Source organism: Niveispirillum sp. GW835-FHT14G11 (assembly GCF_058793615.1).
Map to the genome: position 1 here is coordinate 123,790 of NZ_JBXAFZ010000016.1, position 19,374 is coordinate 143,163.

The following is a 19,374-nucleotide window of genomic DNA, read 5'->3' on the forward strand; positions in this document are numbered from 1 at the left end:
AAAAATAGGCGGCTTCGACTTTTTGATTTTACACAGAAACAGCCTTATGTGTATATTTTTCTGCGATACCGCGATACAGATGGGCCCGGTGCCCGCCGTCGCCGCCGGGCCTTCCCGCCCGCGTCCACGCGGGCGAAGCACCCAGAAAGCCTGAAAGGTTCGATCCCTGATGAGCAAGGCCGACCAGTTCATCCATGCCACCACCCTGGGCGACCTGCTGCTGTCCGCCGCCCATCGCTGGCCCGACAGGGACGCGCTGATCTTCCCTATGGAGAAACTCACCTACCGTGATCTGGCCGGCCGGGCCCTGCGCTATGCCAGGGGGCTGATGGCGCTCGGCGTGCGGCCGGGCGACCATGTCGGCGTGCTGCTGCCATCCTGCATCGACTTCGTCGATATTCTGTTCGGCGTGGCGTTGGCGGGTGCGGTGACCGCGCCGATCAATGCCCGCTATCGCGCGCATGAACTGGCCTATGTCGTGGAGAATGCCGATCTGGTCACCATCATCACGACGGAGCAGGTGGCCGACCAGCTGAATTTCGTGGACCGGCTGTGCGAGGGGCTGGAGGGGCTGGCGGCACAGCAGGACCCGATGGATCTGCGCCTGGCCGGTTGTCCACGCCTGCGCTCCATCGTGCTGCTGGGTGAAGGCGGGCGGCCCTTCACGGTGACGGCGGCGCGGTTCGAGGCCCAGGCGGAAACGGTGACGGAAGAGCAGGTACATGAACGCCGCGCCTTTGCCCGGGTGCGCGATCCGGGCATCGTGCTCTACACATCCGGCACGACATCCAACCCCAAGGGGTGCCTGATCAGCCATGAGGCCATCGTGCGCACGTCGCAGGCCCTGGCCGAACGCTATGAGCTGACCGACCGTGACCGGTTCTGGTCGCCGCTGCCCCTGTTCCATATCGCGGCCATCCTGCCGCTGATGGCGATCTATGCGGTGGGCGGCACCTATCTCTCCATGCAGCATTTCGATGCCGGCATGGCGCTGCAGATGCTGGAGAGGTATCGCGTCACGGCCAGTTACCCCTGTTTCGCGCCGATCATGGTGGATCTGATCCACCATCCGGATTTCGTGAAGACCGACCTGTCGGCGATGCGGCTGATGAATTCATCGCTGGCGGTGCAGACCGGTGCGATGAAGGAGATGCTGGCCAAGGCGATGCCCAACTGCATCCAGGTCGGCACCTATGGCCTGTCGGAAGCGGCGGGTACCGTCTGCACCAGCCGCCTTGACGACAGTTACGAAGCGCGGACCACCCGGCTGGGACGGCCGCTGCCCGGTATCCAGGTGCGGATCGTTGATGCCCTGGGCAACGACCTGCCGGCCGGACAGAAGGGGGAAATCCTGGTGCGCGGCCCCGGCCTGCTGGACGGCTATTACAAGGACCCGGTGAAGACGGCCGACGCCTTGCGCGATGGCTGGCTGCATTCCGGCGATGTCGGGTCGCTGGATGCGGATGGCAACATCATGTTCCATGGCCGCACCAAGGACATGCTGAAGGTCGGCGGGGAGAATGTCGCCGCCGCGGAGATCGAGGCCTATATCGGCGGCCATCCGGCGGTGAAACTGTGCCAGGTGGTGGGCGTGCCCGACCCCCGCCTGACAGAGGTGCCCGCCGCCTTCATCGAACTGCATCCCGGCAGCAGCCTGACGGCGCCGGAGGTGATGGATTTCTGCCGGGGCAGGATCTCCAGCTTCAAGGTGCCGCGCCATGTGCGCTTCGTGACCGTCTGGCCGATGTCGGCCAGCAAGATCCAGAAATACAAGCTGCGTCAGCAGCTGGAGGCGGAACTGGCCATTGGCGCGGTGGCTTAAGCGGTAGCGTCGGTGCCGGTGACCCTCACGCCACCGCCAGCAACCATTCCCGGAACGCCACCAGCGGCCCATAGCCCTCGCGGTCGGCCGGATAGACCAGGTGATAACCGCCATCGGTGGTCAATTCCCCGCCGGGCAGGGGCACCAGTTCGCCGGCCGCCAGCTCGTCGGTCACCAGAAAGGACGGCACCAGCGCCGCCCCCAGCCCGGCCACGGCGGCGCGGATGACCAGCAGGAACTGTTCGAACACCAGCGGCTGTTGGCGGCCCCGCGCCAGCCCATGGGCGGCGAACCAGCGGTCCCAGCCATCGGGCCGTGTCTCCTGCTGCAGCAGGGGCAGGGCGGCGACATCGGCGGGGATGGTGACCGGATTGGCGCGCAGCAGGGCAGGGGCGGCCACGGCCACCAGCACCTCCCCCATGAAGCGATGGCCGATCAGGCCCGGCACGGGCGGCGGTGCCGCCATGATGGCGGCGTCGATGCCTTCGGCGCGCGGGTCGAAGGGGCGGACGCGGGTGGAGAAATTGATGGTGACGCCCCGGTGCCGGGCGAAGAAATCGCCCATGCGCGGGATCAGCCAGCGCGCCCCGAAGGTGGGCAGGATGGCCAGGTCCAGGGTACCGCCATCACCGTCAAACGCAATGGTGCGCGCCGCCGCATGGCCCAGCCGACCCAGCAGGTCGCGGGCCTGATCGGCGAAATAGCGCCCGGCGGGGGTCAGCGCCACCCGCTGGCGCACCCGGGTGAACAGCGGGATGCCCAGTTGTGCTTCCAGCTGCGCCACCTGCCGGGAGATCGCACCCTGTGTCTGGTTCAGCTCCAAAGCGGCGGCCGTGAACCCGCCCAGCCGCGCCGCCGCCTCGAACGCGATCAGCGACGCGGTGCTGGGGATCAGGCGGCGGGCGAACATCGGGTGGCTCATGCGCAATTTTACGCCGATCATGCCTAAACTCGACCAAACCCGCCATACTTCATTCCAAATCCTCATCAAGTTCGTGACGAAACATGGTTTGCGCCTTTACCTTGGCCGGCGTATCGCTAAGGTCCTTTCTTCACGCATGGGGTTTCGATCATGGCTGGTCTGGCCGGGTTCCAATGGGATGACGCTTTCCTGCTGAACGACCAGCTGACGGAGGAGGAGCGGCTGATCCGCGACAGCGCCCATGCCTATGCCCAGGAAAAGCTGCAACCCCGCGTCCGCCGGGCGTTCGAGAAGGAAGAAACCGATCCCGCCATCTTCCGTGAGATGGGGGAGATGGGTCTGCTGGGCGTGACCGTGGCGCCGGAATATGGCGGGGCGGGTGTGGGCTATGTCGCCTATGGGCTGGTGGCGCGGGAGGTGGAGCGGGTGGACAGCGGTTACCGCTCGATGATGAGCGTGCAATCATCGCTGGTCATGTACCCGATCGAGGCCTATGGCAGCGAGGCACAGAAGCAGAAATACCTGCCCAAGCTGGCGTCTGGCGACTGGATCGGCTGTTTCGGCCTGACGGAGCCCGATGCCGGGTCCGATCCGGGCGGCATGCGCACGCGGGCTGAGAAGGTGGCCGATGGCTATCGGATCACCGGGTCCAAGATGTGGATCACCAATTCCCCCATCGCCGATGTCTTCGTCGTCTGGGCCAAGTCCGACGCCCATGGCGGCGCTATCCGCGGCTTCGTCCTGGAAAAGGGCATGAAGGGGCTGTCGGCACCCAAGATCGAGGGCAAGCTGAGCCTGCGCGCCTCGGTCACCGGTGAGATCGTCATGGACGGGGTGGTGGTGGGGGAGGATGCGCTGCTGCCCAACGTGTCGGGCCTGAAGGGGCCGTTCGGCTGTCTGAACCGGGCGCGCTATGGCATTTCCTGGGGGGCGATGGGGGCGGCGGAGGCGTGTTTCCATGCGGCGCGCACCTATACGCTGGACCGCAAGCAGTTCGGCAAGCCGCTGGCCGGCACGCAGCTGGTGCAGAAGAAGCTGGCCGACATGCTGACCGATATCAGCCTGGGCCTGCAGGGGTCTTTGCGCGTCGGCCGGCTGTTCGAGGCCGGGCAGGTGGCGCCGGAAATGATCTCCATCATGAAGCGCAATAATTGCGGCAAGGCGCTGGACATCGCCCGCCAGGCCCGCGACATGCATGGCGGCAACGGCATCTCCGGCGAATTCGACGTCATCCGCCACATGGTGAACCTGGAAACGGTCAACACCTATGAGGGCACGCACGACGTGCACGCCCTGATCCTGGGCCGGGCGATCACCGGGCTGCAGGCGTTTTTTTGAGTATTTGCCAAACATCCCCATTTTCCGTCATCCCGGCGAAAGCCGGGATGACGGAATGTGATCGCCCATGACGAAGGCCCCCACCATGACCGCAGCACTTGACGGCATCCGCGTCCTCGATCTCTCCCGCATCCTGGCGGGGCCCTGGGCCACGCAGATGCTGGGGGATTTCGGGGCGGAGATCATCAAGGTCGAACGGCCGGGGGAGGGGGATGATACCCGCCGCTGGGGCCCGCCGTTCGTGGACGGGCCGGACAGCCCGTCGGCCTATTTCCTGACCGCCAACCGCAACAAGCGCTCCATCGCGGTGGATTTCACGACCGCCGAGGGGCAGCAGATCATCCGCGATCTGGCCGCCCGGTCGGATGTGCTGGTGGAGAATTACAAGGTCGGGGGCCTGGCCAAGTATGGCTTGGACTTTGACAGCCTGTCGGCACTCAACCCGCGCCTGATCTATTGTTCCATCACCGGCTTCGGCCAGGACGGACCCTATGCCCAGCGCCTGGGCTATGATTTCCTGATCCAGGGCATGAGCGGCCTGATGAGCGTGACGGGGCCGGCCGATGGCGGGCCGGCCAAGGCCGGCGTGGCGCTGGCCGACATCATCACCGGGCTTTATGCCGGCAACGCCATCCTGGCGGCCCTGCAGCACCGCGAACGGACGGGCCTGGGTCAGCGCATCGATGTGGCGCTGCTGGATTGCATGCTGGCCGCCATGGCCAACCAAGCGCTGAACGTGCTGGTGTCGGGCCGCGACCCCAGGCGGCTGGGCAATGGCCACCCGTCCATCGTGCCCTATGACACGTTCGCGGTGGCCGATGGTCATATCAACCTGGCGGTCGGCAATGACCGGCAGTTCCAGCGCCTGTGCGCCGTGCTGGGCGTGGACGAGCTGGGCAGCGACGAACGGTTTGCCAGCAACCGGGCGCGGGTGGCCAACCGGGTGGAACTGACCACACTGCTGACCGCGCGGCTGGTGACACGGGCCGGGGCGGAATGGCTGGAAGCGCTGGAAGCGGCCGACGTGCCGGCGGGTCCCATCAACAGCCTGTCGCAGGCCTTCGCCGACCCCCAGGTCATCCATCGCGGCATGGCGCTGACCATGGCGCATGCGGGCGCAGGCAGTGTGCCGGGCGTGGCCAACCCGGTGAAATTCAGTCTGTCGCCCAATGTGGAAAGCCAGGCGCCGCCCGGTCTGGGCGCGGATACCGGGGCCGTGTTGGGCGCTTTGTTGGGGCTGGATCAGGCCCGCATCACGGCGCTGAAAGCGGCGGGCGTGGTGGGCTGAGGCTCTCGCCATTCATTCATGAAAAGTGGTATTGCTGCATCATGACGGCAACCGGCCGATGATGAAGATGGATGACCATGACCCAGCCTGCGTCCGCGCCCGCCCCATCCGCCCAGGTGCTGGGATTGGCGCTTTACCAGACCGACCTGTTCATCCCGCACTACCGGCTGACATCGCAGGGGCGCTGGCAGCTGCGCGGGGCGGAGATGTCGGTTTCCATGGGATATTGGAGCCCGGCGCGCCTGATGCAGGGCATGGTCGGCCTGGTCCGGGATGGAGAGACCTGGATGTCGACCACGCCCATGGAGCTGGAAAGCCAGGAGATCGGCATCCGGCTGGCGCGCGGCCATGTGTTGATCGGCGGCATGGGCATGGGCTGGTGTGCGGTCAATTGCGCGCTGTCCCCCCTGGTGAGCCGGGTCACGGTGGTGGAACTGGATCCCGATATCCTGGCGCTGCACCGGGAGCTGGATCTGGCCGCGCAATTGCCGCAAGAGGCGCGGGCCAAACTGAACCTCGTGCAGGGCGATGCCTATACCTACCGGCCCGACCAGCCCGTCGATCTGCTGATGCCCGACATCTGGCTGCCCCTGATGAATGACGGGCGGGTGGAGGAGGTGCGGGTCATGCAGGCCAATGCCCAGGCCCGCGCCATCTATTTCTGGGGTCAGGAGCTGGAGATCGCCCGCCATGCGGTGGCCTGGGGCCATGGGCTGGATCAGGCCGGCATCGCCGCCACCATCGCGGCCATGAACCTGCCCCTGATCGGGCCGGAAATGCCGGATTATCCGGAAAAACTGCGCGGTGCCGCCCGCCAGCAGATGCGCGGCCGCTGGCTGCCGGGGACAGTGGCGCCCGCGGATTTATGATAATTCGACATCGCGTTTTTCGCCTCCCCGGCGACAAGCCGGGGCCCAGGAGCCACAAGGAAACCCTCTCCGCGGTGTTGATCAACGCCGCTTCAACGTTGGGCTCGTGACCCTGGGCCCCGGCTTGTCGCCGGGGAGGCGAAAAAGGTATCTATCGGCGTTCTCAGCAGAGCCTAGACCACACCCATCCCGGCCCATCCCGCCATCTCCGCCCGCACCCTGTCGGGACCGGCGGCCAGCAGCACGGTCAGCAGCAGCCGCGCCTTGCGCCCGTCCAGACTGCCGGCATCGATCAGGCCATTGGCCAGCAGCCAGGCGGCCGTGCCCTCGCCCTGATAGGTGCCATGGCCGTCGGTGTCGCCCTGTGGGCAGCGGCTGACCAGCAGCACCGGCTTGACCGAAGCGATGGCGGCCAGCGGCGCGGCCAGCGCCACCGGCACATGGCCCGATCCCATGGCTTCCACCACCAGCCCGTCCCAGGCGGGATCGGCATAGGGGGTGACGCACAGGGGATCGGCATCCATGGCCACGGTCAGCAGGCCGACGCGCGATGCCGCCGTCCCGTCGGCCCAGGCATAGGGGCCGGGGGCGGGCAGGGGGGTCATGCCCAGGCGGACGCGGCCGGTGATGATGCTGCCCACCGGGCCCCAGCCGGGGCTGCCGAAGGCGGCGATGCGGCCTGAATCCATCTTGCGCACCAGGCGCGCGTCATGCAGCTCGCCCGCGATGCAGACCAGCACGCCCGGCCGCTTTCCGGACAGGGCGCGGGCGGCGATCAGCGCGTCGCGCAGATTGCCCGGCCCTTCCGCCCCCGGCGCGTCGGCCGTGCGCATCGACCCGGTCATGATGATGGTGGCATCGGCCGGGGCCAGCAGCGACAGAAGAAAGGCGGTTTCCTCCATCGTGTCCGTGCCCTGGGCCACGACGAAGGCGCGCATGCCCTCGCCATGGCGGGCGGTGATCTCCGCCGCCAGGTGGCGGAGATCGGCCAGGGTCAGGTTCTGGCTGCCCACCGAACGCAGCGGCCGCACCGTCACCGGCCCGCCCGTGCTGATCCCGGCGGCGCGCAGCAAGGCGGCGCTGTCGGCGGCATCGGCCTTGCCGGCCAGCGACAAGATGGTGCCGCCCAGCAGGTAGAGGAAGGTCATGTCGGCCATGGTCAGCACACCGTCAACAAGGGCAATGGCGCCCATATGGAGCAGGATGCGGGCCGGCCGCCAATGCCGATTTGACGACCCGGCCCGGACATCGGGGAAAAATAGTCTCTGCCACGGATGAAACCCGGCGCCGGCGCGTTTACCGCATATGACCTGTGAAAACGCACGCCCCGATCCCGCCGCGAACCCCGCCGCCCATCCCGCCATCGGCGAACCTGCCCCGTGGTTCGTCGCACCCTGCGGCGAGGTCCCGCAGTTCCACTTCTCCAGCCTGGGCGGGCGCAACGTCGTGCTGTGCTTCCACGGCAGCAATGCGGGGGAGGCCGACGCCGCCACCGACCTGCTGGCCGGCTGGGCCAGCGGGATGAACGAGCGGCATGTGGTCAGCTTCGCCGTGATGCCGCACAGCCGCGACATCGCCGCGCGCTTGCGCTGGCCCCGGCTGCGCCAGTTCCGCGACGACCCGTCGGGCAGCATCGCCAACGCCTATGGCATCGGCCCGGAAGGCGGCTGGGTGGTGGTGGACACGTTGATGCGGGTACTGTTGCGCGCGCCGCTGTCGGCGGGGGCGGCGGTGCTGGTGCGGGTGGCCACCCTGCCACCGGCCGGTCTGATGGGCCCGGTGGACCAGCCGGCCCCCGTGCTGGCCGTGCCCGGCATCTTCGAGCCGGAATTCTGCCGCCAGCTGATCGCGCTGTACCAGGCGCAGGGCGGCGAGGATTCCGGCTTCATGCTTGAGAAGGATGGCAGGACGGTCGGCACCATCGACCATGGGTTCAAGCGTCGCCGCGACATGCCGATCCAGGACCCCGACGTCATCGCCGCCGCCCGTGCCCGGATCGAAAAACGGCTGCTGCCCATGATCACCCGGGCCCTGCAATTCCGCACCACGCGGATGGAACGCTATATCGTCGCCTGCTATGACGCGGCCGAGCAGGGCTTCTTCCGCCCCCACCGCGACAATACCACGCGCGGCACGGCCCATCGCCGCTTCGCCGTCTCCATCAACCTGAATGAAGAGGATTTCGAGGGCGGGGACCTGTGCTTCCCGGAATTCGGGCCCCGCACCTATCGCCCCACCACGGGCGGGGCCGTGGTCTTCTCCTGCTCCCTGCTGCATGAGGCGCGGCCGGTGACGCGCGGCACCCGCTATGCCTTTCTGCCCTTCCTGTATGATGAGGAAGGCGCGAAGCTGCGCGAGGGCAATCTGCGGTTCCTGGGGACCGGCGAGAACAATAATCACCCCACCGACAACCAGCGCACATCATAGGTGACGGCCACCGGCCGGGCGACCTCCAGCAGGCGCATGGCCCGGCGCAGGATCGGGGCCGGCAGCCGGCCGGGCGCATAATCCGCCCCGATGCCGCGCAGGGAATGGAGGAAATGCCGCGCGTCGGCGTGATGTTCCACGAAATCCTGCCGCTCCACCCGCCCGCCCGGCCCCAGCCAGCGTGACAGGGTGCCCGCATCCGGATAGGCCGGACCCGCCCCGGCCGCCCCGGCCGCCGCCAGGGCGCTGCGCCACTGTGCGAACGTATCCACCCCCAGCGTCGCCACGCACAAATGCCCGCCCGGCGCCAGCATGGCGCGCCAGCGCATCAGCGCCCCGGCGGCATCGGGGAACCATTGCAGGGCCAGGCTGGAACAGATCAGATCAAAGGGGCCGGCCACCGCCGGCACCTCCCCATCCATCGCCGCCACGGCCAGCCGCCCCTCACCCGCCAGCCGGCGGTGGCAGGCATCGGCCATGGCGGGGGCGATGTCCGTAGCCAGCCAGGACCCGACGCCCGGCAGGCGGGACAGGGCGGCGGCCGTCAGCAGCCCAGTACCGCACCCGATCTCCAGCACCCGCGCGCCGTCGCGCAGATCCAGGGCCGCCAGCCTGTCGGCCAGGGCATGGGCGATACGCGCCTGCACGCGGGCCGAGGCGTCGTAGCGTCCTGCGGCGGCGGCAAACCGCCCCGCCACCGCCCGCTTGTCGGTTCCGGTCAGCATCGGGCCGCCAGCTCCATGATGTGACGGGCGCACAGGTCGGGCCGCACCTGCGGCAGGGCATGGCCCACCCCTTCCACCATCACTGGATCGGGGAAGCAGGCGGCGGTGTGGGCCGGTGGGACGATGGCGTCATCAGTCCCGCCCAGAGCCAGATAGGGGCTGGCAAAAACTCCGAAAGCCCGGCGCGCGTCAATGCTGCCCAGCAGATCCAGCCCCGCCGCCAGCGCGTCGGTGCCGGCCGGGTCTTCAGGCAGGGCCAGCCCGGCACGGGCATGGAAATCCGCCAGCACGGCGGGCACATCGGCCAGCAGCCGGCGCCGCATCTGGGCCAGCACGCGGGGATGGGTGCCGGGGAAGCCGGGCGCGGCACTGAACCGGGTGAAGCCGTTCAGACTGACGAAGCCCGATAGTTTGGGACCATAGGCCAGCAGCCAGGCCGCTCCCATGGAGTGGCCGATGCCGATGACGGGGCGATTTCCGCCACCCACACATTCGCCGTCATCCCCTGTTTCACCGCCCCCTTCACCGTCATCCCGGCGAAAGCCGGGACCCAGGGGCGGCGTACCCGACCTATCGGCGGCTTTGATGTCCGCTGCTGAAACGTTTGTTTCTGTGGCCCCTGGGTCCCGGCTTTCGCCGGGATGACGGGGAGAAAGATAGACCATATCCCCCGCATCGACCCCCATTGCGGAGAGTTCAGCACACACCCCATCCCACAGGCGGGGCGTGCCGGCCCAGCCATGCACGAACAGGAACAGGGGGCGGATCATGGGGACAGGCCCGGTCCCGGCGGCGGCAGGCAGGACAGGATGGTCAGCAGCTGTCCCGCCACATGGTCGTCCAGCGCCGCCGACAGCGACAGGCGCAACCGGGCGGTGCCGGCCGGCACCGTGGGCGGACGGATGGCCACGGCCAGGAACCCGGCGGTTTCCAGCATGGCCTGCAGGCCCAGGGCCGCCTGTTCCTCCCCGGCGATGACGGGGATGATCTGGGTGGCGCTGGCGCCGGTATCATAGCCGGCGCCGCGCACCGCCATGCGCACGGCGTCCGCCATGCTGGCCAGTCGCATGCGCTCCAGATCCAGCGACGGGATGACATCCAGGGCCGCGTCCAGCGCGCCCAGCACGGCGGGCGGCGGGGCGGTGGTGTAAAGGAACCCGGCGCAGCGGTTGGTCAGGTAATCGATCAGCAGGCGCGACCCCGCGACATAGGCGCCGAAGCCGCCGAACGCCTTCCCCAGCGTGCCCATGGTCACCGTCACCCGGCCCGGCAAGGATGCTGCCAGCCCCCGCCCCTCCGGCCCCAGCACGCCGATGGCATGCGCCTCATCCAGATAGACGGGGGCGCCATAGCGGTCGGCCAAGTCCAGGGTGGCGGCCAGATCGGCCATGTCGCCATCCATGCTGAACACGCTTTCCGTCACCACCAGCCGCGGGCCAGTAGCTTCCTTCAGCAGATCTTCCAGATGGTTCAGGTCGTTATGACGGAAGCGCCGCGCCTTCACCCCCTGGGCAAACGCGCCGGTCAGGATGCTGGCATGGGACAGCCGGTCCACCAGCAGCTCCGCCTCCGCACCCAGCAACTCCGCCAACGCTGGCAGCAGCGTGGCATTGGCCTGGAACCCGGTGCCGAACAGCAAGGCGGCTTCGGTGCCCAGGAAGGCCGCCAGCTTTTCCTCAACCTCCCGGTGGGCGGTCAGGGTGCCACAGACCAGGCGCGAGGCACCGCTGCCGGCACCATAGCGGGCGATGTACTCGGCGGCGCGGTCGATGATGCCGGGGTCCTGCGCCAGGCCCAGATAATCGTTGGACGCGACATCGATCAGCACCCGCCCGTCGGGCAGGCGCAGGCGGATGCCGTCGCGGTCAAAGTCGCGCAAGGTCCGGCGGCGGCCCGCCAGGTCCAGCGCGTCCAGCGCCTGGGCCGCCAGCATATCCAGCCAGCCGGCAGCACCACTCATGGAACGCCCCGTTCAAGCACGCGGGCAATGGCCCCCGTCAGACGCATCACATCCTCCTCCGTCGCCGTGAAGGCTGGCGTGAGGTATAGAATATCGCGAAAGGGCCGTATCCACACCCCCTCAGCTACCAAAAGTCGTTTCAAACCCGTTAAATCCCTGATCCTATCCATCTGCACCACGCCGATGGCGCCCAGAACCCGCACATCGACCACGCCGGGCAGGAAGCGGCAAGGCTCCAGCCCTGCGGCCAGCCAACCGTTGATGGACGCAACCTGACCCATACGGTCGTGTGATTCGAACAGGTCCAGCGAGGCGTTGGCCACCGCACAGGCCAGGGCATTGCCCATATAGGTGGGGCCATGCATCAGGGCCGCCATGGGATCGTCCGACCAGAAGGCATCGAACACATGGGCGCGGGCGACCGTGGCCGACAAGGGCAGGGTGCCGCCGGTCAACGCCTTGGACAGGGTCACGATGTCGGGCACCACCCCCGCCGCCTCGCACGCGAACATGGTGCCCGTGCGCCCGAAACCGGTGAAGATCTCGTCAAAGATCAGCAGGGTGCCATAGCGGTCGGCCAGGGTGCGCAGGGTGCGCAGCACCGACGCGTCATGGAACACCATGCCGCCCGCGCCCTGCACCAGCGGTTCCACCAGGATGGCCGCGATTTCCCCCGCATGGCGTTCCAGAAATGTCTCCAGCCCGGCCAGGCTTTCCGCATCGCGGGGCAGGGGGCGCACATGATGCTCGGGCAGCAGGCCGGTGAACAGGGCGTGCATACCCTCATCGGGATCGCAGACGGCCATGGTGGCGATGGTGTCGCCATGATAGCCGCCGGTGAAGGACAGCAGCTTGGTCCGCCCCCGCTCGCCTTTGTTCAGCCAGTACTGGATCGCCATCTTCATGGCGACCTCAACGGCCACAGATCCGCTTTCGGCGAAGAACACGCGGGTCAGATCGCCCGGCAGCAAATCCGCCAGCCGCGTGGCCAGCCTCAGGGCCGGTTCATGGCAGAGGCCGCCGAACATGACATGCGGCATGCGCGCCGCCTGTTCGGCCAGGGCCTGGCGCAGATGCGGGTGGTTATAGCCGTGACACGCCGTCCACCAGCTGGCGATACCGTCGATCAGCACGCGGCCGTCGGCCAGATGGATGCGCGTGCCATCCGTCGCCACCACGGGCAGCGGCGGATCGGCATGCTTCATCTGGCTATAGGGCAGCCAGACATGCCGCATCCCGTCGGCCTGCCAGCCGGGGCTGCCGCCCGTCATTCGGCGCTTTCCACCTCGACCTGCATGGAGCGCAGGCCCAGCTTCTTGAACAGGTTGGCGTCGCGCTGCTGCGCCGGGTTCGGCGTGGTCAGCAGGCGTTCGCCATAGAAGATGGAATTCGCACCGGCCGCAAAGCACAGGGCCTGCATCTCATCGCTCATATCCTCACGCCCCGCCGACAGGCGGACGACCGACGCCGGCATGGTGATGCGGGCCACGGCGATGGTGCGGACGAATTCGATGGGATCGACGGCGTCGGCCTGATCCAGCGGCGTGCCGTCGACCTTGACCAGCAGGTTGATCGGCACGCTGTCCGGGTGCTGGGGCAGGGTGGCCAGGGTGCGGATCAGGCTGGCCCGGTCTTCGCGTCCTTCACCCAGGCCCATGATGCCGCCGCAGCAGACATTGATGCCGGCGCTGCGCACGGCGTCCAGCGTGTCCAGCCGGTCCTGATAGGTGCGGGTGGTGATGATATTGGGGTAATGCTCTTCGGACGTGTCCAGATTGTGGTTGTAGTAGTCCAGGCCGGCATCCTTGAGCTTCAGTGCCTGGTCCGGGCGCAGCATGCCCAGCGTGACGCAGGTCTCCATGCCCATGGCCTTCACGCCCTCCACCATGGCGCAGACCGTATCCAGGTCGCGATCCTTGGGCGAGCGCCAAGCGGCCCCCATGCAGAAGCGCGACGCGCCTTGTTCCTTGGCGGCCCGCGCCTCGGCCAGCACCTTTTCCACCTGCATCAGCTTGGATGCCTTCAGGCCGGTGTCGAACTGCTGCGACTGCGGGCAGTAATTGCAATCCTCCGGGCAGCCGCCGGTCTTGATCGACAGCAGCGTGGAAATCTGCACCTCGTTGGGATCGAAGAACTGGCGGTGCAGGGTCTGTGCGCGGTAGAGCAGATCCATGAAGGGCAGGTTGAACAGGGCCTCCACCTCAGCCTGGGTCCAATCGGTGCGGATCGGATTGCCGGCGATTGCGGCGTGGGGAACGGTGGCGGCGATGCTCATCTCTCATCCCTTCGACTGGAAGCGGGCTGTTCGGGTAGTGGTATAAAACCTGTTACGCGACCCTGTCAGGACCCAAATGCAGGACAGATGTCCCGACGGCGCATGGGGGGGTTGAGGGAATGAGGGGTGGTGGAACGCCAGCTTCCCCCCAGGTAAGGGGATGATTGATCATGGGTGCATATTTCGTCACGGCCACCGGCACCGATATCGGCAAGACCTTCGTGTCATCCTGCCTGCTGCGCCATTGGCGGACACAGGGCCTGTCGCCGGACGCCTTCAAGCCGCTGGTCAGCGGCATTGATCCCGATGATGCGCGCGGCAGCGACCCCGCCGCCCTGATCGACGCGCTGGGGCTGGACCTGACGGCCGACAATCTCGACCGCCTGTCCCCCTGGCGCTTCACCGCACCCCTGGCCCCCAACATGGCGGCGCGGCTGGAAGGGCGGCTGGTGCCGTATGAGGCGATGCTGGCCGCCTGCCGCCGCAAGGTCGCGGGTGCGGCGGGGCCGTTGCTGGTGGAGGGTGTGGGCGGGGTGATGGCGCCGGTGGATGACGGACGCACGGTGCTGGACTGGATGGGCGACCTGGGCCTGCCCGCCATCCTGGTGGCCGGCACCTATCTGGGCACGATCAGCCACATCCTGACCGCCCATGCCGTGCTGTCGGCCAGGGGGCTGCGGGTGGCAGCCCTGGTGCTGTCCGCCACGCCCGGCGCCACGGTGCCGCCCGCCGACACGGTGGCGGCGCTGGCTCCCTTCCTGGCCGGCCTGCCCATCCTGCACCTGCCGCGACTGCCGGACGGCGTGCACGCACATCCGGCGGTGGCCGAGCTGGCATCGGTCCTGACGGCGATGGCGGGGCCGTAGCCGGCCGCCTTCCTACCCGCCTGGATATCTATCGTTTGGACAGGAATTCAGCGCAAATGCCCTCATCCAGATGGATGAAATGGCGGCCGCCCCCACCGTCGCCCCAGGGACTTTCACGTGCAGATACAAGACCGCACCACGCAAGGCGGACCGCGTCCGCGAACCATCCTGTTGATGACGGCGGGCCTGATCCTGCTGGTGCTGGCCACATCCTTTCTGGCGGGGCGGGAGCAGCGTGCACGCGATCAGGCGGAAATGGATGTGCGGTTGCGCACCCTGGTTCTCCAGCGCACCGCCATCCTGTCACGCGCATTGGAGGATATGCGGGCCCAGGCCCGGTTCCTGTCGCTGACCCCGCCCGTGGCGGGCCTGGCGCGGGCCGAGGCCGGCGGCGGATATGACGCGAGTGAGAAGACCGATGCCGCTCTCTGGCATCGGCGGTTGGAGGCGATCTTCACAGGCTATGCCGTGTCGCAGCCCGCGGTGGAGCGGCTGGCCCTGCTGTCGGCGCGCGATCATGCGCCCATTGTTGCCGTGGAGAACCGCGACGGCCGGCCGCGGGGCACCGGTATCAGTTACCATCCGGATCTGGACCTGCTGGACATGCTGGACCGGCGGTCGGTCGGCGATACGCTGCTTTCCGGTCCCGACCTGGTGCGCGAGGGGGAGGCAGCGCCGCGCCCGCTGTTGCGGCTGGCGGTGGCGTTGTCGACCGTGGAGGGAGGGCGCTTCGGGGCGCTGACCCTGGCCCTGGATGCGCGCGGGCTGCTGGCCGCCCTGACCAACGACATCAACCCGATCTACCGCCTCTATCTGCTGGACGCGCAGGAGAATTTCCTGCTGCATCCCGATCCGCAACGCCGCTTCACCGGTACGCGGCCCGGCCGCTGGGACCAGGAATTCCGGCCGCCGGAGGCGGCGGCGCGCAGTGGCGGTGTCCAGGCCGTGCAGGGGCCGGACGGGGTGGAGCATGTGCTGCGCCAGCGCGTGACGCTGGATGGAGACAGCGCCGGCCGCTACCTGACCATCATCGCCACCGTGCCGGACAGCATCGTGGCCGCCAACGCCAACAAGGTGCGGCTGTGGGTGGCGGGGCTGGGCCTGCTGCTGGTGGGGCTGCTGGTGCTGGTGCTGGTGTTCTTCCGCCTGGCCAGCCGCCGCGACCGCGCGCTGATGGCCAGCGACGCCTGGCTGGGCGCCATTGTCGACAGCGCCAGCGACGCCATCATCGGCCTGTCGGCCGACGGCCGTGTCACCAGCTGGAACGGGGCCGCCACGGCCATGTTCGGGCGCACGGCCGAGGATGCGATCGGCCGTGCCACCCGGGCACTGATCGTGCCGCCCGGCCTGGAGATCCAGGAGGACGAGCTGCTGGCCCGCGTGGCGCGCGGGGAGAATGTGGTGAACCTGCGCACCCGCCGCCTGCATGTGGAAAGCCGCCCCATCGACGTATCGATCACGGCCACGCCGGTGCGCGGTGCCGACGGCACCATGGGGGCGGCTATGATCATCCGCGACATCACCGACCAGATGGTGGCCGAAGCCGGCATCCGCGACCTGAACAGCCGCCTGGAACAGCAGGTGCGCGAGCGCACGATGGAGATCGAGGCACTGGCCGCCCTGCGCAATGCCATCCTGCATTGCGCCGGTTCCGCCATCATCGCCTGTGACCGGTCGGGCACCATCACCCTGTTCAATCCGGCGGCGGAAACCATGCTGGGCTATGACCCGCATGAGATGGTGGGCAAGGCCACACCGGCCCTGTTCCACGATCCGGTGGAACTGGGCCGGCGCGGCGACGCCATCCAGGCCGACCGCGGCCAGCCCATCCTATCGGCCATGGATGTGCTGGCCGAGGGCACGGGCAACGGTGGGGTGGAAATGCGGGAATGGAGCTGGCTGCGCAAGGACGGCACCCGCCTGCCCGTTCTGCTGGCCGTCACCACCCTGACGGACCGGGGCGGGGATATCGCCGGCTATCTGATCATCGCCACCGACATATCCGCCCAGGTGCGCGACGCCGCCCGCCTGCGCGAGGCGCTGGCCGGCGCGGAGGCGTCCAGCCGGGCCAAGTCCGCCTTCCTGGCCAATATGGGGCATGAGATCCGCACGCCGCTGAACGGCATCATCGGGTCGGCGCACCTGATGCTGGACGATCCGCTGACAGACAATCAGCGCACCCATGTCGACAGCATCCGCCGCGCCGGTTCGGCGCTTCTGGCCATCATAAACGACATTCTGGACTATTCGCGCATCGATGCCGGGCAGCTGCTGCTGGAAACCGCCCCCTTCTTTCTGTCCGACCCGGTATCGGCGGTGGCCGACCTATATGCGCCCGTGGTGCGCGCCCGCCATGTGGCCCTGGATATCGCCATCGACCCGACCCTGCCCGCCTGGGTGATGGGCGATGCCGGCCGGCTGCGCCAGATTCTGGACAATCTGGTGGGCAATGCCGTGAAGTTCACCCCATCGGGGGCCATCGGCATCAGTCTGCGCCAGCGGGGCCGGGGGCCTGACGGACGCGTGGATCTGACATTCATCGTCAGCGACACCGGTATCGGCATGTCGCCCGAACAGGTGGCACGGCTGTTCCAACCTTTCACCCAGGGCGACGAAAGCCACCGCCGCTCGCATGGCGGCACCGGCCTGGGGCTGGCCCTGACCCATCGGCTGGTCGGCATGATGGGGGGGACCATCCGGGCGGAAAGCGTGTCGGGACAGGGCAGCCGCTTCATCATTGATCTGTGCCTGGAAGAGACGGTGGCACCCGCCCGCCCGCCGCGCGCCGCCGTGACGCCCGCGATACCGGCCGATGATATGTCCGGCCTGCACGGCGCGCGCATCCTGCTGGTGGAGGATAACGAGCTGAACCAGGTGGTGGCCCGCAGCTTCCTGGACCGTTCCGGCGCCGTCACCATGGTCGTCGACAATGGGGAGGAGGCGGTCGCCGCCTTCCAGCGCGAAAGCTTCGATCTGGTGCTGATGGATCTGCAGATGCCGGTGATGGACGGGTTGGAGGCGACCCGCGCCATCCGCGGCCTGCCGGCGGGCCGTAACGTGCCGATTCTGGCCCTGACCGCGGCGGGCTATATCGATGATCTGAAATCCTGCCTGGAGGCGGGCATGGATGATCATATCGACAAGCCCTTCGTGCCGGCCCTGTTCTTGTCCACGTTGCGCCGCTGGCTGGCCGGCACGCAGGACGAGCCGCCACCGGCGCCGGTGACCCCGCCACCCGTGCTGACCCGGCCGGACCCGATCTCCGGCATCGACCTGGACCAGGCCATGGGCCGCGTGCTGGGTAATCGTGCGCTGCTGGAGATGATCCTGGACCAGTTCGTGGCCCGGTTCGACGGGCTGGGCACGCGGCTGGCCCGGCGTCTGGCGGCGGGGGACACCGACATGGCGGTGCGCAAGCTGCATGAGCTGCGCGGGGCCGCCGGCAATATCTCGGCCCTGGCCGTGACGGAACTGGCTACCGATCTGGAGCATGCGCTGCGCGCCGATGCCACCGCCGATCATTCCGCCGCCCTGGCCGGGCTGGAAGCCGCGCTGGAGGCGGTGGTGGCCGCCATCCGGAACCGCACCCGCCCGCACCCGTCCGACACCGCCCCCGTGGCCCCGCCGCCGGCAGCCCAGGCCGCCACAGCCCCGCCGCCCCACCTGGCGGACCTGCGCGCCGCCTTGCGCAGCCGCCGCCTGACTGCGCTGGATGTGCTGGCCGAGTGCGAACACGACTTGACCCGGCGGCTGGGGACGGACAAGTTCCGAAACCTGTCCACCCTGGTGGAAGCTCTGCGTTATGAGGATGCGTTGGCGCTTCTGGAGTCGGAGTTCCCCGCGTGACCATCGGTTTGCCCTTTACCCCGGCCCCCGTCCCGGCCCGGATCCTGATCGTCGATGACGATGTCTCCACCATCCGCGTGCTGGCGCAGGTGGTGCGGAGCTTGGGCGACGTGGTTTTTGCCACCGGCGGCGCCGACGCGCTGACCGCGGCGCGGACCGAACGGCCCGACCTGGTGCTGCTGGATGCGGAGATGGAAGGGATGGACGGGTTCCAGACCTGTGCCGCGCTGCGTACCCTGCCGGGCATGAGCGACATGCCCATCCTGTTCGTCACCTCCCATCGCGGGGTGGAGGTGGAGGTGCGGGCCCTGGCCGCCGGGGCCGTGGATTTCATCACCAAGCCTTTTCACCCCCATATCGTGGAAGCGCGGGTGCGCACGCACCTGACCCTGAAGCAGCGCACCGACACATTGTTGCGCATGGCCACGCTGGACGGGTTGACCGGTATCGCCAACCGTCGCGCCCTGGACACAAGCCTGGCGCATGAGTTGCGCCGTCTGACCGAGCCGGGGGCATCGCCCTTGTCGCTGATCCTGGCCGATGTCGATCATTTCAAGCGCTATAACGATTTCTACGGCCATCAGGCTGGCGACGATTGCCTGCGCACCGTGGCGGGTGCGCTGGCTGGTTCCGTTCGCCGCGCCGGTGACGTGGCCGCCCGCTTCGGGGGGGAGGAGTTCGCCATCCTGCTGCCCGGTGCGGATAGCCAGGCCGCGCGGACGGTGGCAGACAAGCTGCGCCGGTCCGTGGCCGCCCTGTCTCTGTCGCACGCCGCCCGTCCCGATGGCGACCTTGTCACCATCAGCGCCGGTGCAGCCACCCTGGCACCAACCCCCGGCGGCGATATCGCCGCCCTGTCAGCAACCCTGGTGGGGGATGCCGATCAGGCGCTCTACCGCGCCAAGGCCAAAGGCCGCAACCGCGTGGCGATGGCAGGGGATGGGGACTGACATTTTAACTTTGCGGGCGGATTCACGCTGAAGTGCGACTGGGTTGCAGTGCATTGTAGTCGGTTCGCCTGATAGCTGCCAGCTTG

At 68.1% G+C, this 19,374-nt stretch carries 15 protein-coding genes; 8 read left to right on the plus strand and 7 right to left on the minus strand.

All coding sequences use genetic code 11. The features are described from left to right. Positions 1 to 169: 169 nt before the first annotated feature. Positions 170 to 1,822, plus strand: coding sequence for a class I adenylate-forming enzyme family protein (locus AC1Q7F_RS25825; RefSeq protein WP_492511427.1), 1,653 nt, complete (start codon positions 170 to 172; stop codon positions 1,820 to 1,822). Between the two features lie 25 nt (positions 1,823 to 1,847). Here the strand turns inward: AC1Q7F_RS25825 and AC1Q7F_RS25830 are convergent, their stop codons facing one another. After that, on the minus strand, positions 1,848 to 2,765 hold the full coding sequence (locus AC1Q7F_RS25830) for a LysR family transcriptional regulator (protein ID WP_492511428.1): 918 nt from the start codon (positions 2,763 to 2,765) through the stop codon (positions 1,848 to 1,850). Between the two features lie 129 nt (positions 2,766 to 2,894). Between AC1Q7F_RS25830 and AC1Q7F_RS25835 the strand changes: the two genes are divergently transcribed. From AC1Q7F_RS25835 to AC1Q7F_RS25845, 3 genes are all read left to right on the plus strand, one after another. Continuing rightward, positions 2,895 to 4,082 (plus strand): acyl-CoA dehydrogenase, encoded by a 1,188-nt coding sequence (locus AC1Q7F_RS25835; RefSeq protein ID WP_492511429.1) that lies wholly within the window; start codon positions 2,895 to 2,897, stop codon positions 4,080 to 4,082. An 85-nt stretch (positions 4,083 to 4,167) separates the two neighbouring features. Next, complete coding sequence (locus tag AC1Q7F_RS25840; RefSeq protein ID WP_492511430.1) at positions 4,168 to 5,370, plus strand: CaiB/BaiF CoA transferase family protein; 1,203 nt, start codon at positions 4,168 to 4,170, stop codon at positions 5,368 to 5,370. Positions 5,371 to 5,447: 77 nt separating this feature from the next. Then, a complete protein-coding gene (locus AC1Q7F_RS25845; protein ID WP_492511431.1) occupies positions 5,448 to 6,239 on the plus strand; it encodes a hypothetical protein in 792 nt (263 codons plus the stop codon). Between the two features lie 173 nt (positions 6,240 to 6,412). Here AC1Q7F_RS25845 and AC1Q7F_RS25850 read toward each other — a convergent pair whose 3' ends face one another. After that, the gene (locus tag AC1Q7F_RS25850) at positions 6,413 to 7,396 is read right to left on the minus strand and encodes an asparaginase (RefSeq protein WP_492511432.1); all 984 of its coding nucleotides are present in this window, start codon (positions 7,394 to 7,396) and stop codon (positions 6,413 to 6,415) included. Between the two features lie 148 nt (positions 7,397 to 7,544). Here AC1Q7F_RS25850 and AC1Q7F_RS25855 point away from each other — a divergent pair, with 148 nt between their 5' ends. Continuing rightward, a complete protein-coding gene (locus tag AC1Q7F_RS25855) occupies positions 7,545 to 8,666 on the plus strand; it encodes a 2OG-Fe(II) oxygenase (protein WP_492511433.1) in 1,122 nt (373 codons plus the stop codon). Here the strand turns inward: AC1Q7F_RS25855 and AC1Q7F_RS25860 are convergent. From AC1Q7F_RS25860 to bioB, 5 genes are read right to left on the minus strand one after another with little or no spacing between them, the layout of a single operon-like run. Beyond that, complete coding sequence (locus AC1Q7F_RS25860; RefSeq protein ID WP_492511434.1) at positions 8,636 to 9,391, minus strand: methyltransferase; 756 nt, start codon at positions 9,389 to 9,391, stop codon at positions 8,636 to 8,638. The genes AC1Q7F_RS25855 and AC1Q7F_RS25860 overlap by 31 nt on opposite strands. Then, positions 9,385 to 10,161 carry an alpha/beta fold hydrolase gene (locus AC1Q7F_RS25865; RefSeq protein ID WP_492511435.1) on the minus strand — a complete coding sequence of 259 codons (777 nt, stop codon included), beginning with the start codon at positions 10,159 to 10,161 and terminating at the stop codon, positions 9,385 to 9,387. The genes AC1Q7F_RS25860 and AC1Q7F_RS25865 overlap by 7 nt, the downstream gene beginning before the upstream one ends. Continuing rightward, the gene (locus AC1Q7F_RS25870) at positions 10,158 to 11,351 is read right to left on the minus strand and encodes an aminotransferase class I/II-fold pyridoxal phosphate-dependent enzyme (protein WP_492511436.1); all 1,194 of its coding nucleotides are present in this window, start codon (positions 11,349 to 11,351) and stop codon (positions 10,158 to 10,160) included. Before AC1Q7F_RS25870 ends, AC1Q7F_RS25865 begins: the two co-directional genes overlap by 4 nt. Then, positions 11,348 to 12,622 (minus strand): adenosylmethionine--8-amino-7-oxononanoate transaminase, encoded by a 1,275-nt coding sequence (locus AC1Q7F_RS25875; protein WP_492511437.1) that lies wholly within the window; start codon positions 12,620 to 12,622, stop codon positions 11,348 to 11,350. The genes AC1Q7F_RS25870 and AC1Q7F_RS25875 overlap by 4 nt, the downstream gene beginning before the upstream one ends. Continuing rightward, positions 12,619 to 13,626 (minus strand): biotin synthase BioB, encoded by a 1,008-nt coding sequence (gene bioB, locus AC1Q7F_RS25880; protein ID WP_492511438.1) that lies wholly within the window; start codon positions 13,624 to 13,626, stop codon positions 12,619 to 12,621. The genes AC1Q7F_RS25875 and bioB overlap by 4 nt, the downstream gene beginning before the upstream one ends. 170 nt (positions 13,627 to 13,796) lie before the next feature. Here bioB and bioD point away from each other — a divergent pair, with 170 nt between their 5' ends. The 3 genes from bioD (at position 13,797) to AC1Q7F_RS25895 (ending at position 19,288) form a co-directional block, all read left to right on the plus strand. Beyond that, positions 13,797 to 14,492 carry a dethiobiotin synthase gene (gene bioD, locus AC1Q7F_RS25885; protein ID WP_492511439.1) on the plus strand — a complete coding sequence of 232 codons (696 nt, stop codon included), beginning with the start codon at positions 13,797 to 13,799 and terminating at the stop codon, positions 14,490 to 14,492. 117 nt (positions 14,493 to 14,609) lie between these two features. Continuing rightward, positions 14,610 to 18,338: a PAS domain S-box protein gene (locus tag AC1Q7F_RS25890; protein ID WP_492511440.1), complete on the plus strand. Its 3,729-nt coding sequence runs from the start codon at positions 14,610 to 14,612 to the stop codon at positions 18,336 to 18,338. Beyond that, positions 18,335 to 19,288 (plus strand): diguanylate cyclase domain-containing protein, encoded by a 954-nt coding sequence (locus AC1Q7F_RS25895; RefSeq protein WP_492511441.1) that lies wholly within the window; start codon positions 18,335 to 18,337, stop codon positions 19,286 to 19,288. The genes AC1Q7F_RS25890 and AC1Q7F_RS25895 overlap by 4 nt, the downstream gene beginning before the upstream one ends. Positions 19,289 to 19,374: the final 86 nt, after the last annotated feature.